Genomic DNA, 15,374 nt, shown 5'->3' with positions numbered 1-15,374 from the left:
TGAAGCAGATGAATAATTTAAAGAAAGAAATAAGTTTATTCGAAAGCTACATCATTCTAATCAGTATTTTCGTTATATTAGGAATTAGTATCATAGGGTTGGGCCTTGCACCGCAAGTTCCAATTCTTTTTTCGTTCATGGCATTAATGTTCTACGTTAAATTTCGTGGTTTTTCTTGGGATGAAATTTTTGATGGAGTTATTGAAGGAATTAAACCTGGAATTATTCCAATAATTATTTTTATGTTAATTGGAGTAATGGTTGCTTCATGGTTATTCTCAGGAGTTATACCAAGTATTATGTACTATGGATTTCAAATTATTAATGTCAATTTCTTAATACCCACAATTTTCTTCGTTTGTGGTGTTGTAGGAATTGTTGTAGGTAGTTCATTTACAACGATTTCAACAATGGGAATAGTATTTATTGGAATGGGCAATATGATGCACATTAATCCAGCATTAACTGTTGGAGCAATTGTATCAGGGGCTTTCTTTGGTAACGAAATGTCACCACTTTCAGATACATCTAATTTAACAACGGGAATTACTAAAGTTAATCTATACGAGCATTTAAAAAATGTCGCTAAAGTTTCAATTCCTAGTTTTATTATTACAATGTTATTGTATATAATATTTAATCCTTCACTAAGTGGTCATGGATCAAGTGATAATATTTTGAAAATGAGTAGCGATCTAAATCAAGCATTTTCAATTACGCCAATCTTATTATTGCCCGTATTGTTACTGTTAATATTTGCATGGTTTCAATTACCATCTATACCATCATTATTATTAGGGTCACTTACTTCGCTTATAATAGGTATGATTCATTATCATAAGTTTGATATTCATTATATTGGTGATTTGTTAATGAATGGTTATGAAAGTAATTCTGGTATAGAAAGTGTCGATACATTTATTGGTGGTGGTGGAATTAATTCCATGATGGGATCAATTTCTCTAATCTTATGTGCATTAACTCTTGGTGGATTACTAATCAAAGTAGGCGTTGTCCATAACATAATTAATTCTATTAGTAAATTTGTTAACAATCCGGCAAAATTGGTAACTGCTACGTCAATTAGTGGTTACTTAGTAAATATATTAGTTGGTGAACAATATTTATCAATGATTTTACCCGGATCAATGTTTGAAAAAGAATATGAAAAACAAAATATTGAACCAAAATATTTTTCAAGAATTTTAGGAACTTCAGGTGCTAATGTTAATGCGTTAATTCCATGGGGAGTTAGCGGAGTGTTTATTGCTGGAACACTTGGTGTTTCAACAATAAATTATTTACCATTTGCATTCTATCCTTTAATTACCCCGATTCTAAATATTTTAGTAGCGATTATTTTAAATAAAAAAATGATAAGTCGTGAGGGTGAAAATGATTAATTATGAAAAAAATAAGACTATAACACCATTACAATTAAAAAAATTAATTGTCAATTCCAAATTGGAAAGAAGAATAGACAGTATTGCTCGATTACAAAAGATGATAGATAATGCGGACTTCTTGTGTACAGCTTGGGATCAAGGCGAATTAGTAGGAATGGCACGCGGATTGAGCGATCAAGCTGATAGCGCATATTTGGCTGATTTATGTGTTGATGAAAATTATCAAAAACAAGGTATCGGTAAAAATTTGTTATCTTTGGTTGATGAGTTAGTAGGTGATGATATTCATCTTGTACTGCTAGCGGCTGATGTAGCAGTTAATTACTATCCCAAAGTTGGCTTCACAGCTTGGCCAAATAGTTATATGAAATGGCCTAAAGATGAAAGATAACTATTAATACCAATCAAAATAAAAACCTTCAAATTTTTTTGAAGGTTTTTTTGTATTCAAACGGTAAATTAATATGTTTTTTACATAAAATATTAAAATATTTGCTATAGTTATTACTTAGTGACAAAACTTAAATCTGCAATCAAAATAAAAGGAATAAATAATGATTGAAATTTTAATAGCACTAATAATACTTATTAATATAATATTTGCTTTTTATTTTGTTCGAGATTTAATTAAGAATAGAACTGAAGTTATGAAAGAAAATGCTAGCACTTTGTGGTTACCATTTAGCTCTTTTGTCATTTTCTTTCTATCGACTTTTGGTATTTCTGATTTTGCAATTAGTACTGCTATATATACTAAGTTTAATTGGACTAAGTCAATCAAACAATTAACTGGTACGCTAAATACACAATGTGTTGTTCCTTTGATGGTGATGGCATTATGTTATTTATCAGCCATCACGGTTGATATTAAAACTTTAGTCATTTGTATTATTTCTGCTGTTATTGGAGCATACATTGGACCAAAATTTGTTCTTAAATTACCAATTAAAACTATTAAGTACTTTGTGACTATGGGATTAATAATTGCTTCATTATTAATCCTTGCCGGTAAGTTCAATATCATTTCTTCACATGGGACTGCCACAGAATTGCATGGGTACAAGTTATTAATTACTGCTATTTTGTTATTTATTTTTGGTGCTCTAAATAATATTGGGATTGGCTCTTTTGCCTTAACAATGGCGACAGTTTATATCATGGGTTTAAATCCAAGCGCCGCGTTTCCAATCATGATGGGCTCTGCTGCTTTTTCAATTACAGTAGGTAGTATTCAGTTCGTTAAATTACAGAGTTATTCAAGGAAAATATCACTGTTCTCTTCTATTTTTGGCGTATTAGGAGTATTAGTTGCAGTATTCTTTGTTAAGAGTCTGAATACTTCGATGCTTCAATGGTTGGTTATTGTTGTCCTTGTTTATACAGCAATATCAATGTTTATGAGTATACAAGAAGATACAAAATTTAATAAATAAAAAGCTAAGACATTAGTCTTAGCTTTTTTATTTAGAATTTAATAATAACTTTTCCCGTTGAATGATTTGTAGCACTTAATTGGTGAGCTTTTACAATCCCATCTTTTGAGAAAGGAAATACAGAATCAATTATAGATTTAACTTTATCTTCACTCATTAAATTAGCGATTTCTTGTAAATTATCACCGTTAGGTTGTAACCAAATACCAGTGAATTGTAAGTTAGTATCTTTAATAATATCTTGAGTATTTTTAGATTCTCCAACAATAGAGATTTGACGACCTGTTTTGGGATTAAGAACTGAGAATGCTTCTTCTTGATTAGCACCACCAAGAGTATCAATAACTAAGTCAATGTTCTTTAACTTATCGGTAATTTTTTCATTACGATAATCAACTATTTCATCGGCTCCTAGATCTGTGACAAGTTCAAAGTGGCTTTGGCTCGTAGTTGTTATTACATGAGCTCCATGAGCTTTAGCTAGTTGAATTGCATAAGTTCCTACACCACCAGAACCTGCTTGTATTAGAACTGTCTCATTCGGTTGTAGATGTCCATGTGTAAATAATGCTTGATAGGCTGTTTCACTAGCTAGTGGAACGGCAGCAGCTTCTTCAAATGAAATATTATTAGGTTTATGAGCTAATAAGCTAGTGTCAACTGCTGTGAATTGCGCATAGGTACCATTTCTTGTTGTATCAGGTCTGGCAAAAACTTCGTCGCCAATTTTCCAGTCAGTTACTTTTGAACCTACTTCTTTAATAATACCAGCAACATCCCATCCTAAGACAATAGGAAATTCCCAATCAAACATTTGCTGTAGATGACCTTCGCGTAGTTTCCAGTCGATAGGATTAATTGATGTTGCTTTAACTTCAACTAATACTTGGCTATCTGTAATTTCTGGGATTGGTAGAGTTGCCATTTCTAATGTGCTTTCATCACCATAATGATTAATAACAACTGCTTGCATATCTTTTGTCATAATACTAGAACCTTCTTTTTAGAATTAGAAGAACAGTTTACCAATCAATAATAAATTTAGTCAAACAACTTGATTTGTATCAATTATTATCTCATTAAAATGTTTAATAATAATTGTGAGGTGATGGAGATGATCAAATATATCAATAAACATAACAATCAAATTGCGCTTATGACAGGAATACTTTCAGCGTTGGGATTAATAACCATAGGACTCTTAAAAATTAAGGTGGGGAATTATTTCTTCTTGCTAGGCGGAATAATTGGTGGAGTACCTATTTTTGTTAAGGCGTATGAGGCTTTGAAAATAAAAGTTATTAGCATTGATTTGTTAGTAAGCATTGCAATTATCGGTGGATTATTAATTGGAGAATTTGAAGAATCAGCTATTGTAGCATTCTTGTTCTTGGCAGGTAGTTATTTGGAACAAAAAACATTAAAGAAAACTCGCAATTCTATTCGTAAGTTAGTCGATTTAGCACCTAAAACGGCTAACAAAATAACGAATGCAAGTGAAATTGAAAAAGTCTCTGTTGATGATTTAAAAGTAGACGATCGTATTAGCGTAAAACCTGGAGGACAAATTCCTGTAGATGGTCAAGTTGTTAAGGGTAAGGCTAACATTAATCAGGCAGCAATTACAGGCGAATCAAAATTAGTTGCAGTAGATAATAACAAAGAAGTATTTGCTGGATCAATTGTTGACAGTGGAGATATTGAAGTTAAAGTAACTCGAATTGGTGACGAAACAACTCTTGGTAAGATTATTGAACTAGTTGAAGAAGCTCAAGATACAAAATCTCCTGCTGAGAAGTTCATCGATAAATTTGCTAAATACTATACTCCAGCAGTACTTATCATCTCTTTAGTAGTATTCGTAGTAACTAGAGATATTAAATTAGCAATTACAATACTAGTTTTGGGATGTCCAGGAGCTTTGGTAATTGGGGCACCTGTCTCGATGGTAGCAGGAATCGGAAACGGAGCTAATAAAGGTGTCTTACTACAAGGTGGGAATATTGTTAACCAAATGTCTAAAATAAAAACATTTGTTTTTGACAAGACGAATACTTTAACTAATGGTGAAATGGTAGTCAGCCAAGTTAAAGAATATGAAGAATTAACGGATGACGATAAACGCATTATTAACGGTATGGAACAAAAATCAGATCATCCTTTAGCTCAAGCAATTACTAAATATTTCGATGGGCAACAAGATTCAATAGATGTTATTACCATAAAAGGACAAGGATTAATTTATCAAGAGACCTTGTTAGGTAATGAATTATTATTGAATAGCAATGGAGTTATGCTAACAGAAGCTCAAAAAAATGATTTGAATCAGATTCAACAAGATGGTGTATCCACAGTATTATATGCAAGGCAATATAAGTTAAAAGCAATAATCGGAATCAGTGATGTCTTGAAGAATACTGCTCAAGAATCATTAGATGATTTACGTAAGTTAGGCGCAAAGAATTTGGTTATACTTTCTGGCGATAATAAATTGGCAGTCAATTATGTGGCTAATAAATTGAAAGTAGATAAGGGCATAGGTGAATTATTACCGGATCAAAAATTGGAATATGTAAAAGAGTTTCAACATAAAAATCCTGTTGCATTTGTCGGTGATGGTATAAACGACAGCCCATCACTTGCAACTGCAGATATTGGAATTGCAATGGGAAACGGGACTGATGTGGCGATTGAAACCTCAGATATTGTATTAACTAATACTAGTTTGAAAAGTCTTGTTTATGCGTATGCTTTAAGTAAGAAGACTACAAATAACGTTAAGCAAAATATTTTTATTGCGATTGTTACTGTTGTCTTGTTGTTAATTGGATTGCTATTAGGAGTTATTAATATGGCAAGTGGAATGCTATTTCATGAGGTAAGTATTCTAGTAGTAATTATTAATGCAATGAGATTAATTAAATATAATTACAAAAGTTGATTTGAATCAATTATATTAATCTCAACTGAAACTATGATAGATAAAAAGGAGGAAATATTATGAAAATAGTTATGCAATTAGATGAATTATCATGTCCTTCATGTCTACAAAAAATTGAAGCAGGCGTTGGTCAAATAAAAGGCGTTAATACAGCAAAAGTTTTATTCAACGCAAGTAAAGTGAAAGTTGATTTTGATGAAACAAAAGTAGATCAAAATAAGTTAGTTGATACAGTTACAAATCTAGGATATGAAGTGAAAGGAGTAAAGGTGAAATGATGAATCCAGAAGAATTATATCAACAAGAATTGAAACAGTCGGAAATAGATCACAAAACACCAACTGCTGGAGCAATGTCAGGTCATATTATTTCTAATTTACAAATCCTAGAACAAAAGATTCAACAAGTGAAGTGGTATTATGTAGGTGATAATAAGATTAGCCTACAAAATCATTTACAAGATTTTTTAAATGATACATTGAAGTTTAAAGACCAATTAGGTGAAGTATTACTAGATGAGTTGGAGTTTGTACCTAGTGTTTCAGATGAATTTCAAGAATTTACGATGCTAAAAGAAGATAGTAAGTATAAATATAATGAAGGTACAAAGATGATAAACATGCTAGCTGATGATATACAGACGAATATGATGTTTATTACACGAGCAATCAAGTTAGCTCAAAAAGAAGATTTATATAGTCTTCAAAAAGTTTTGATTTCTATTCTTGAATATAGTCAACATGAATTTCGAGTTTTAAAAGCTCAAACAGATACTTCAATAGTTAGAATAAAAGCTGAATTAGAAGAAGATGAAGATTAAGTAGAAAGAAGTTAGTATTTTGAAACAACATATTTGCGCAGAAATAGTACCAATCTTTAAACAATTATCTGAGGCGGATTTATTAAAAATATCTGCAATAACACAACATAAAAAAGTGACAAAAGGTGAGTTACTCTTTACTCCCGATAATCAGAACGAACTGATGATACTTGCATCTGGAAGTATTAAAATATATCAGTTAAATAAGAATGGTAAAGAACAGCTGTTAAGAGTTATGCAGCCAGGGGAATTTGAAGGGGAAAAGGCTCTTTATGGAATTGAGAATCAGAGTTTATATGCGACAGCTTTAAAAGACTCAACTCTATGTACGTTATCTAAAACTAAGTTTCAAGAATTATTAAGTGAATATCCAGAAATCAGTCAACATTTACTAGCGGATTTTGCAACAAAGATAGGGATGTTGGAACGACAAGTTGAACTATTTAACTCAGAGAGTGTGGAATCCAAATTAGCTACTTATATACTCGATTTGAGTGTTGATCAAAGAAGCCAAACGGTTGAGCTTCCATTCAAGTTAAAAGAACTAGCTACATATTTAGGAACCACACCTGAAACGTTATCAAGAAAATTAAGAGATTTAGAAGATAAAAAATTGATTCTGAAAAAACATTTGACGATTACGATCTTAAACTCTGATGAACTAGAAGATATTTTTTAATGGTGTGATTTTCACAAAAAGCAAGAATTTAAAATAAAATAATGTATACTTATGTGAACTTTTAATAATTGTTAATTGTTCAATGGGTCATGTATATTTATTTTAAACTTATGATGAATTTAGTATTGACTTACGGTTCAAAACTTTGTAACATAAGTTTCAACATATAGCTTTTAATTAAGTCCAGAGAGACTTAGAAAGTATCAATTGGTGGGAGACCACCCAAAAGAGGCTTTCTTTGTCGAACTGGCAATGAAAGCTTTTTGTTTTTAGGAATTTTTAATAGAGTCCAGTGAGATTCTAAAGGTTCTGTCTTTTTAGGTACATACTGACAAAAACTTTAGGGATACTGGATAAAACCAGTATCCCTTTTTTGATGAGGTGAAATCATGGAAAACATTTTAACAATGGAATCAATTACAACTGATGATGTGATGAGAATCATCAATAGAGCTCTTGAATTTAAGAAAGGGCGAAAGTTGAATATTGGCAATAAAAGTATTATGAATATGTTTTTTGAAAATAGTACTCGTACTAAAACTAGTTTTCAGATGGCAGAATCAAATCTGGGAATGAATATTTTGAATTTTGACGCTGATACATCATCTATTAAAAAAGGTGAAACCTTATATGACACTGTCAAAACTGTAGAAAGTATTGGTGTCGATATTGCCGTAATTCGAGATAGCCAAGATGAATATTATCAAGAACTTAAGGATTTAAATATTCATATATTAAATGCCGGTGATGGTAAAGGACAACATCCCTCTCAAAGTTTTCTAGACTTAATGACTATTTATGAGAAATTTGGCAAGTTTGAAGGCTTGAATGTTGCAATAGTAGGCGATTTGAAACATTCACGTGTTGCTCATTCTAACAGTAGTGTACTTAAGAGATTAGGAGCTAACTTGTATTACGGTGGTCCAAAATCATGGTATACAGAAGAATTCCAAAAATTTGGTGAATATAGAGATATCGATGAACTTGTAAATACTATGGATGTAATTATGTTATTGCGTGTTCAAAAAGAGCGTTTAAATGTTAATGAAAGTAGTGATTTCACACCTGAAAATTATTTAGAAAAATATGGATTAACAATGAATCGATCTAAAAAAATGTCTCCAAATGCTATTATTATGCATCCAGCGCCTGTAAATAGGGGCATTGAAATTGCTGATGAAGTTGTTGAATGTAATAAGTCAGTTATTTTCCCACAAATGACTAATGGTGTTTTTGCAAGAATGGCAATGATTGAAGAAGTTCTGCTTGAGGAAGCCCAATGATAATAAAAAATGGACGTGTCTATTTAAACGGCAATTATGAAAAAAAGGATTTAAGAATCCAAGATGGAATAATAACAGAGATATCAGAAGATATTAAAGATGAATCAGATTCACAAATTTTTGATGCACAATATATGGTTATAAACCCTGGATTTGTAGATCCACATGTACATTTAAGACAACCCGGAAAAGAAACTGAAGAAACAATCGAATCGGGAACTAAAGCAGCAGCACGTGGCGGTTTCACTACTGTTGGAGCTATGCCAAACGTAACACCAGTTCCAGATACAACAGATAAATTTAATAAACAATTGAAATTGAATAGTAATGCAGATATTAATGTAGTTCAGTATGCACCAATCACAGTTAATGAGACTGGGAATGAACTTGTAGATTTTGTAGAACTACAAAAATTAGGAGCTTTTGCATTTTCAAATGACGGAAAAGGCGTGACGAATACCAAAACAATGTTTGAAGCTATGAAAAAAATAAAGCAATTAAACAGTCATCTAGCTGCTCATATTGAAGATGCTGATATTTTTGGAAATGGTGTAATTAACGAAGGAACAAAATCAACAGAATTTAATCTTCCAGGAATATCAAGGGTTGCTGAAACGGCACAATTGGCAAGAGATTTGGCATTAGTTGCTGAAACTGGTGTTCATTATCATGCTTGTCATATTTCAACTAAAGAAAGTGTTGAAATGATTAGAGTAGCTAAAGAAAAAGGGTTAAATGTAACTTGTGAAGTAACACCACATCATTTGCTATTAAGTGAAGAAGATATAGTTAGTGATGATGCACTCTACAAAATGAACCCTCCATTAAGAGCAAAAGAAGATAAGGATGCTTTAATAAAAGGAATTCAAGAAGGGGTTATTGACATTATTGCTACCGACCATGCCCCACACGTAGCTTCAAAAAAAGAAGGCGGATTTATTGGCAGTGCTTTTGGAATATCCGGAATAGAAACAGTTTTTCCATTAATCTATACCAAATTAGTAAAAGAATCAGTTATTCCACTAACGGAGTTAATTAATCTTATTTCAACTAAGCCAGCACATATTTTTAATTTATCAGCTCCTAAAATTTCGGTGGGTGAAAAAGCTAATTTGAACATTATCGATATCATGGATTCATATTCTATTGATACTAATGATTTTCTTTCAAAAGGGAAAAATACTCCATTTAATAATTGGCTCGTGTATGGAAAAATTAAATTAACAGTATGTAATGGAAAAGTGGTTTATGGAGGATAGATATTATGTATTTATTTTCAATATTTAATGACTATAAACTTGAAATTACTTTAATTACAACAAAGGCAATTTTTTGGGAAGATATTTCCCGTAAATATAAACAGTATGAGGTAAAAGATGAGTAGACCGATCATTATTGCTCTTGATTACGATAGCAAAGAAGAATGTATGGCATTAATTTCCAAACTATTAAAAAATGATGAAAAGCCATTTGTGAAGATTGGCCTAGAAATGTTTGTCAATTATGGCGTTGAATTTATTAAAGATATTAGAAATCTTGATATTTCAGTGTTTTTAGACTTAAAACTAAATGATATTCCTAACACTGTTGAGAGAACTTGTCGCATTATTTCACAGTGGGATATTCAGTATTTAACAGTTCATGCAAATGGTGGGAGCGAAATGATAGCTGCTGCTAAAAGAGGTTTGTTAAGTCATAAAAATAACACTAAGTTACTTGCTGTTACACAACTTACTTCGTTGAATGATACTAATTTACGTGACGATTTTCACATCAATTATTCTAGTAATGAGAATGTAACTAATTTGGCACAGTTAGCTTATAAATTCGGGGCAGATGGAGTTATTTCTTCAGCGCTTGAAATAGCGACAATAAAAGAAAAAACAAGCAAAGAATTCCTTTGTATTAATCCCGGAGTAAGACCAACATGGGCAAGTAATGATGAACAAAAAAGAGTAGTGACTCCCCAACTTGCCAAAGAATTAGGCAGTGATGGCATTGTTATTGGTAGACCAATAATAAAAAGTGAAGATCCTTTATTAACATATAAAAAAATAAAAGGAGAGTGGAGTTAATGTATACAGCGACTGATTTGATAAAAGACTTATTAGAAATAAAAGCAATTTCGTTAAATGTTAATAATCCATATACGTGGGCTAGTGGATTAAAATCGCCAATTTATACAGATAATAGGGCCGTTATTGCTTATCCAAAAATTAGACAAAATATTGCACAATTATTGGCAGACAAAATCAGAGCAACTTATCCAAAAGTGACCGTAATTGGAGGTGTAGCAACTGCAGGAATTCCACATGCGACACAGGTTGCTAATATCTTACAACTACCACTTAATTATGTACGAACAACACCAAAGGATCATGGAAAAGGAAAACAAATAGAAGGAAGATGCGAAGCTGGCGATAATGTTGTTTTAATAGATGACTTAATCTCAACGGGTGGAAGTATCTTACAAACTGTAGATGCGATTAGAGATACCGGTGCAAATGTAATTGGAACTGCCGCAATATTCTCATACGGATTAAATGAAGCTGATAGAAATTTTGCTGATAAAAATACTGAATTAATTACCATAGCAAGTTTTTCTGACTTAATAAAAACGGCAAGAGAAATTGACTACATAACAGATGATGAATTAACCCTATTAAAAAAATGGCATAAAGACCTAAAGGATGGTGTAACTAATTGATTTTATACAGAATAATGCGACCTATAGCTTTTGCGCTTGATCCAGAAACAGATCATAAGTTAGTAGCGGATGGACTAGCAAAAGTTCACAGAAGTTCAAGACTTATGAAACTAACAGAACAACTATTTAAAGTTAAGGAGCATAATCCTGTAACTATCGGTAATGTTGAATATAAAAATAAAGTTGGAATGGCTGCCGGATTTGATAAAAACGGAGAGTTCTATAACGGGATAGCCGCTTTAGGTGCTGGATTCGTAGAAATAGGTAGCGTTACATTGAGACCTCAAGACGGCAATAAGAAACCGCGAGCACATCGTTTATCGGAAGACAAAGCACTGATTAATAATATGGGATTGAATAATGTGGGAGTAAAAAAAGTCAGAGACAGCATTGCTAAAGTTAAGCCAGAAACAACTATCGGTCTTAGTGTTGCTCCTAATCATGGATTATCAACAGAAATAATGATAAAAGAAATGGCTGAAACTGTTTCAATAATAGAACAGTCTTGTGACTTCATCACTTTAAATTTGAGCTGTCCAAATCAAGAAGGAGTCCAAAGTTTACAGACAAAAGATGTAATCGTAGAACTCTTAAATCAAATTAAAACATCAAAACCAATCTTTTTGAAATTTAGTAGTGATCTTGATAACCAAAGCTTAAAAGAATGTTTGGATAGTGTAGTTAATGAAATTGAAGGAGTAGTTTTATCTAATACCTCCAAAAAAAGAGAATCACTAGTATCAAAAAACCAAAATGCAGTTGGCGGATTGAGTGGTAAACCGCTATTTAAGATGGTACTTAAACAAGTAAGATACATAAAAGAAAATTATGGTGAAGATTTAGTAATTATGCATTCTGGTGGCATTTTTAATGCAGAAGATGCTAAGTTAGCAATAGAAGCAGGAGCGGATTTAATTCAAATTTATTCTGGAATGATATATGAAGGACCAAGTATTTTTAAGAATATTATTAACACTATCTAACTAAAAAACGCTAATTTATATTAGCGTTTTTTTATTCTGATATAAAATTAATTTTATTTTAATAATTACCTTTATTAATGCTATGTTCTACAGTATGCTTATATATAAATCGTATACATTACAGGAAAAGGAAGTGGATTATGCTAAAAAATAAGAAAAAATTTCAAATGCCCTCATCTTTTACAATTTTATTTTTCTTAATTATTGCAGTCGCAGTTTTGACTTGGATCATTCCTGCGGGACAATATGCGACAACAAAATCTGGAGAAATTATTGCTAATACATACCATAAAACAGCCGCTAATCCACAAGGATTATGGGATGTCTTTATGGCTCCAATCAAAGGAATGGTTGGAACTGCTGACGGCGATGGGACAGTTGCCATTTCATTATTTATTTTAGTTATTGGTGGCTTCTTAGGAGTAGTTAATAAGACTAAAGCACTAGATGACGGAATTTCTGCTACTTTGAAAAAGTATGCTGGCAAAGAAAAACTGTTGATTCCTATTCTGATGACTCTTTTTGCCATTGGTGGTTCAACATTTGGTATGGGTGAAGAAACTATTGCTTTCTACCCAATTCTAATTGCCGTTATGATTAGTGTTGGTTTTGATTCACTTGTGGCAATATCAATTGCACTTATTGGATCACAAGTCGGAATATTAGCATCAACAGTCAATCCGTTTGCTACAGGAGTAGCTTCACAAAGCTTAAATATCTCTCCTGGAGATGGATTAATTCAACGTTTAATCTTATTAATTATCACAATATCAATCAGTATTATTTATGTTATGCGTTACGCAAACAAAGTAAAAAAAGACCCTAAAAAATCTTATGTCTATGCTCGTCGTGAAGAAGATTTAAAAGAGTTTGCTATCAAAGAAGATACAGATGAAGCAGATATGACAGGTCGTCAAAAATCAGTTCTAGTGCTATTCGCTACAACATTTATCGTAATGATTGTTGGATTGGTTCCTTGGAATAGTATTAACCCTAAGTGGACTTTCTTTGATGATATTACAAAATGGATAGTTAAAATTCCGTTTGTGGGTGATTTCTTAGGGCGTGACATGGCACCATTTGGTACATGGTATTTCGGTGAAATGACAATGCTATTCTTATTCATGTCGGTAGTAATCATGTTTGTTTATAGAATGCGTGAGAGCGACTTTATCGATGCATTTCTTGGTGGAATGGGTGAATTTTTAAGTGTTGCAATTGTTATTGCAGTTGCTCGTGGTATTCAAATTGTAATGAATGATGGTTATATTACTGCCACAGTATTACATGCTGGAGAACAAGGACTTCAAAATCTACCATCAGGAGTTTTCATCGTATTGACATTTATTTTCTATATTCCGATGTCATTCTTAATTCCATCAACATCAGGACTTGCTGCTGCAACAATGGGAATTATGGGACCTCTTGGTAAGTTCTCTGGTGTTTCACCTGATCTTATTATTACTGCTTATCAAGGCGCTATTGGTTGGGTAAATATTATTACACCAACTTCTGGAATTGTTATGGGTGCCTTAGCAATCGCTCATGTTGATATTATTACTTGGTTGAAATATACTGCAAAATTAATGGGGATTTTGGCTCTAGTAACTATGGTTTATCTAGTAATTTGTACCTTAATTTAAGGAGGAATTTTTATGACTAACTATATAACAGATGAAATACAAAACTCAGCAATCAAAGCGTTAGAACGCTTGGTTGCACAACCATCATTTAATACAGAAGCTGAGCCTAATGCTCCTTTTGGTAAAGGAATTCGCTTAGCATTAGATGAAATTATTAAAATCGCTGATGAATTAGGATTTAGAACTTACGAAGACCCTGAGGGTTATTACGGTTATGCGGAAATCGGCGAGGGTGATGAAATCTTTGGCTTAATCTGTCATGTGGATGTTGTACCTGCGGGTGACTTATCTGCTTGGGATACTAATCCATTTGAATTAGTACAAAAAGATGGCTCACTATTTGGCCGTGGTACACAAGATGATAAAGGCCCTACTATTGCATCACTTTTCACAGTAAAAGCTCTCTTAGATCAAGGATATACATTTAATAAACGTATTAGATTTATATTTGGAACTGATGAAGAAATCTTATGGCGTGGCATGGATAAGTATAACCAAAAAGAAAGTGGAATTGACATGGGGATTGCACCCGATGCTGAATTCCCACTAGTTTATGCTGAAAAAGGACTTCAACAATCATATTTGATTGGACCTGGAACTGATAAACTAGAGCTTGATTTGATGAATGCTTTCAATGCGGTTCCTGGATTAGCAAACTACAATGGTCCAAAGCTAGATAAAGTAGAATCTGCATTAAAAAATCATGGTTTTGAATACGAAAGAAATACTGATGGCTTAACAGTTCAAGGTAATTCTGTTCACGCTATGAATGCTCCAGAAGGTACTAATGCTGTTTTACGTTTAGCAATTGCCTTGGCAGATGTCTTTGACGGAGTTGAAGCTCTTGAATTCATCAAACAATTTGGTGAAGATGCTACTGGATCAAACATATTAGGTGAGATAAAAGACGACGTTTCTGGTCAATTAACATTTAATATTTCGAGTCTACAAATCAATGAAAAAGAATCACGTATGCAAATTGACATGCGTATTCCAGTTAAAGTAGAACACGATGATCTTATTAAAACTATCGAAGAAAAAGTAGCACCATTTGGTCTAAGATATGAAGATTTTGATTATCTTGAACCATTGTATGTTCCAAAAGACAGTGAGCTAGTTAATACATTGATGAGTTCATATGCCAAAATAACAGGGGATACAAAATCACAACCTGGTATTTCAGGAGGTGCAACGTTTGCTCGTACTATGAAGAATAGTGTTGCTTTCGGTGCAATGTTGACAACAACTCCAGATTTCATGCATCAAGCTAATGAGAATTGGCCGCTAAAAGATATGCGAACTGCAATGGAAATATATGCGGAAGCACTGTATCAACTATTAATTAAATAAATCAAAAAAAGCTAACGAAATTCGTTAGCTTTTTCATTAGGGGAAATACTAAAAAATTGGTGTTAGGGGGAACACCGAGGTGTTAAGTTAAAATGGAGAAAATTATCTTCCATTTGAAACTAATTATAA

General features: G+C 32.5%; 15 protein-coding genes. 14 read left to right on the top strand and 1 reads right to left on the bottom strand.

The features are described from left to right. Positions 1 to 8: 8 nt before the first annotated feature. The 3 genes from nhaC (at position 9) to RD055328_RS03815 (ending at position 2,839) form a co-directional block, all read left to right on the top strand. The gene (nhaC, locus tag RD055328_RS03825; RefSeq protein WP_244087480.1) at positions 9 to 1,403 is read left to right on the top strand and encodes a Na+/H+ antiporter NhaC; all 1,395 of its coding nucleotides are present in this window, start codon (positions 9 to 11) and stop codon (positions 1,401 to 1,403) included. Next, entirely contained in the window at positions 1,396 to 1,797 is a 402-nt protein-coding gene (locus RD055328_RS03820; RefSeq protein ID WP_244087479.1) for a GNAT family N-acetyltransferase, read from the top strand. The genes nhaC and RD055328_RS03820 overlap by 8 nt, the downstream gene beginning before the upstream one ends. 163 nt (positions 1,798 to 1,960) lie before the next feature. Then, positions 1,961 to 2,839 (top strand): sulfite exporter TauE/SafE family protein, encoded by an 879-nt coding sequence (locus RD055328_RS03815; RefSeq protein ID WP_244087478.1) that lies wholly within the window; start codon positions 1,961 to 1,963, stop codon positions 2,837 to 2,839. 31 nt (positions 2,840 to 2,870) lie between these two features. Here the strand turns inward: RD055328_RS03815 and RD055328_RS03810 are convergent, their stop codons facing one another. Then, positions 2,871 to 3,812 carry an NADP-dependent oxidoreductase gene (locus tag RD055328_RS03810; protein WP_244088137.1) on the bottom strand — a complete coding sequence of 314 codons (942 nt, stop codon included), beginning with the start codon at positions 3,810 to 3,812 and terminating at the stop codon, positions 2,871 to 2,873. 135 nt (positions 3,813 to 3,947) lie between these two features. Here RD055328_RS03810 and RD055328_RS03805 point away from each other — a divergent pair, with 135 nt between their 5' ends. From RD055328_RS03805 to RD055328_RS03755, 11 genes are all read left to right on the top strand, one after another. Then, on the top strand, positions 3,948 to 5,780 hold the full coding sequence (locus RD055328_RS03805; RefSeq protein WP_244087477.1) for a heavy metal translocating P-type ATPase: 1,833 nt from the start codon (positions 3,948 to 3,950) through the stop codon (positions 5,778 to 5,780). Positions 5,781 to 5,839: 59 nt separating this feature from the next. Continuing rightward, complete coding sequence (locus tag RD055328_RS03800) at positions 5,840 to 6,058, top strand: heavy-metal-associated domain-containing protein (RefSeq protein ID WP_375708063.1); 219 nt, start codon at positions 5,840 to 5,842, stop codon at positions 6,056 to 6,058. Then, positions 6,055 to 6,600 (top strand): DNA starvation/stationary phase protection protein, encoded by a 546-nt coding sequence (locus RD055328_RS03795; RefSeq protein WP_244087476.1) that lies wholly within the window; start codon positions 6,055 to 6,057, stop codon positions 6,598 to 6,600. The genes RD055328_RS03800 and RD055328_RS03795 overlap by 4 nt, the downstream gene beginning before the upstream one ends. A 19-nt stretch (positions 6,601 to 6,619) precedes the next feature. Further along, positions 6,620 to 7,279, top strand: coding sequence for a Crp/Fnr family transcriptional regulator (locus tag RD055328_RS03790; RefSeq protein WP_244087475.1), 660 nt, complete (start codon positions 6,620 to 6,622; stop codon positions 7,277 to 7,279). A gap of 389 nt (positions 7,280 to 7,668) precedes the next feature. Further along, positions 7,669 to 8,562 carry an aspartate carbamoyltransferase catalytic subunit gene (locus tag RD055328_RS03785; RefSeq protein WP_244087474.1) on the top strand — a complete coding sequence of 298 codons (894 nt, stop codon included), beginning with the start codon at positions 7,669 to 7,671 and terminating at the stop codon, positions 8,560 to 8,562. Beyond that, positions 8,559 to 9,821, top strand: a complete 1,263-nt coding sequence (locus RD055328_RS03780) for a dihydroorotase (protein ID WP_244087473.1) — start codon at positions 8,559 to 8,561, stop codon at positions 9,819 to 9,821. Before RD055328_RS03785 ends, RD055328_RS03780 begins: the two co-directional genes overlap by 4 nt. A 117-nt stretch (positions 9,822 to 9,938) precedes the next feature. Continuing rightward, positions 9,939 to 10,637 (top strand): orotidine-5'-phosphate decarboxylase, encoded by a 699-nt coding sequence (gene pyrF / locus RD055328_RS03775; RefSeq protein WP_244087472.1) that lies wholly within the window; start codon positions 9,939 to 9,941, stop codon positions 10,635 to 10,637. Continuing rightward, on the top strand, positions 10,637 to 11,269 hold the full coding sequence (pyrE, locus tag RD055328_RS03770) for an orotate phosphoribosyltransferase (RefSeq protein WP_244087471.1): 633 nt from the start codon (positions 10,637 to 10,639) through the stop codon (positions 11,267 to 11,269). The genes pyrF and pyrE overlap by 1 nt, the downstream gene beginning before the upstream one ends. Beyond that, complete coding sequence (locus RD055328_RS03765; RefSeq protein WP_244087470.1) at positions 11,266 to 12,252, top strand: quinone-dependent dihydroorotate dehydrogenase; 987 nt, start codon at positions 11,266 to 11,268, stop codon at positions 12,250 to 12,252. Before pyrE ends, RD055328_RS03765 begins: the two co-directional genes overlap by 4 nt. Before the next feature lie 140 nt (positions 12,253 to 12,392). Then, positions 12,393 to 13,895, top strand: a complete 1,503-nt coding sequence (locus RD055328_RS03760; RefSeq protein WP_244087469.1) for a YfcC family protein — start codon at positions 12,393 to 12,395, stop codon at positions 13,893 to 13,895. A gap of 12 nt (positions 13,896 to 13,907) precedes the next feature. Beyond that, positions 13,908 to 15,245: a M20 family metallopeptidase gene (locus RD055328_RS03755; protein ID WP_244087468.1), complete on the top strand. Its 1,338-nt coding sequence runs from the start codon at positions 13,908 to 13,910 to the stop codon at positions 15,243 to 15,245. Positions 15,246 to 15,374: the final 129 nt, after the last annotated feature.

Origin of the sequence: Companilactobacillus sp. RD055328 (assembly GCF_022835675.1) — a bacterium.
Lineage (GTDB): Bacteria > Bacillota > Bacilli > Lactobacillales > Lactobacillaceae > BQUT01.
Note: the sequence above shows the minus strand (reverse complement) of the source record. Positions and strands in the feature narration are given on the sequence as shown.

Coding starts and splice junctions, on each gene's coding strand:
- RD055328_RS03780 (WP_244087473.1), top strand. CDS start 8,559: ATGATAATAAAAAATGGACGTGTCTATTTAAACGGCAATTATGAAAAA.
- RD055328_RS03795 (WP_244087476.1), top strand. CDS start 6,055: ATGATGAATCCAGAAGAATTATATCAACAAGAATTGAAACAGTCGGAA.
- RD055328_RS03800 (WP_375708063.1), top strand. CDS start 5,840: ATGAAAATAGTTATGCAATTAGATGAATTATCATGTCCTTCATGTCTA.
- nhaC (WP_244087480.1), top strand. CDS start 9: ATGAATAATTTAAAGAAAGAAATAAGTTTATTCGAAAGCTACATCATT.
- RD055328_RS03755 (WP_244087468.1), top strand. CDS start 13,908: ATGACTAACTATATAACAGATGAAATACAAAACTCAGCAATCAAAGCG.
- RD055328_RS03815 (WP_244087478.1), top strand. CDS start 1,961: ATGATTGAAATTTTAATAGCACTAATAATACTTATTAATATAATATTT.
- RD055328_RS03820 (WP_244087479.1), top strand. CDS start 1,396: ATGATTAATTATGAAAAAAATAAGACTATAACACCATTACAATTAAAA.
- RD055328_RS03785 (WP_244087474.1), top strand. CDS start 7,669: ATGGAAAACATTTTAACAATGGAATCAATTACAACTGATGATGTGATG.
- pyrF (WP_244087472.1), top strand. CDS start 9,939: ATGAGTAGACCGATCATTATTGCTCTTGATTACGATAGCAAAGAAGAA.
- RD055328_RS03810 (WP_244088137.1), bottom strand. CDS start 3,812: ATGCAAGCAGTTGTTATTAATCATTATGGTGATGAAAGCACATTAGAA.
- pyrE (WP_244087471.1), top strand. CDS start 10,637: ATGTATACAGCGACTGATTTGATAAAAGACTTATTAGAAATAAAAGCA.
- RD055328_RS03805 (WP_244087477.1), top strand. CDS start 3,948: ATGGAGATGATCAAATATATCAATAAACATAACAATCAAATTGCGCTT.
- RD055328_RS03760 (WP_244087469.1), top strand. CDS start 12,393: ATGCTAAAAAATAAGAAAAAATTTCAAATGCCCTCATCTTTTACAATT.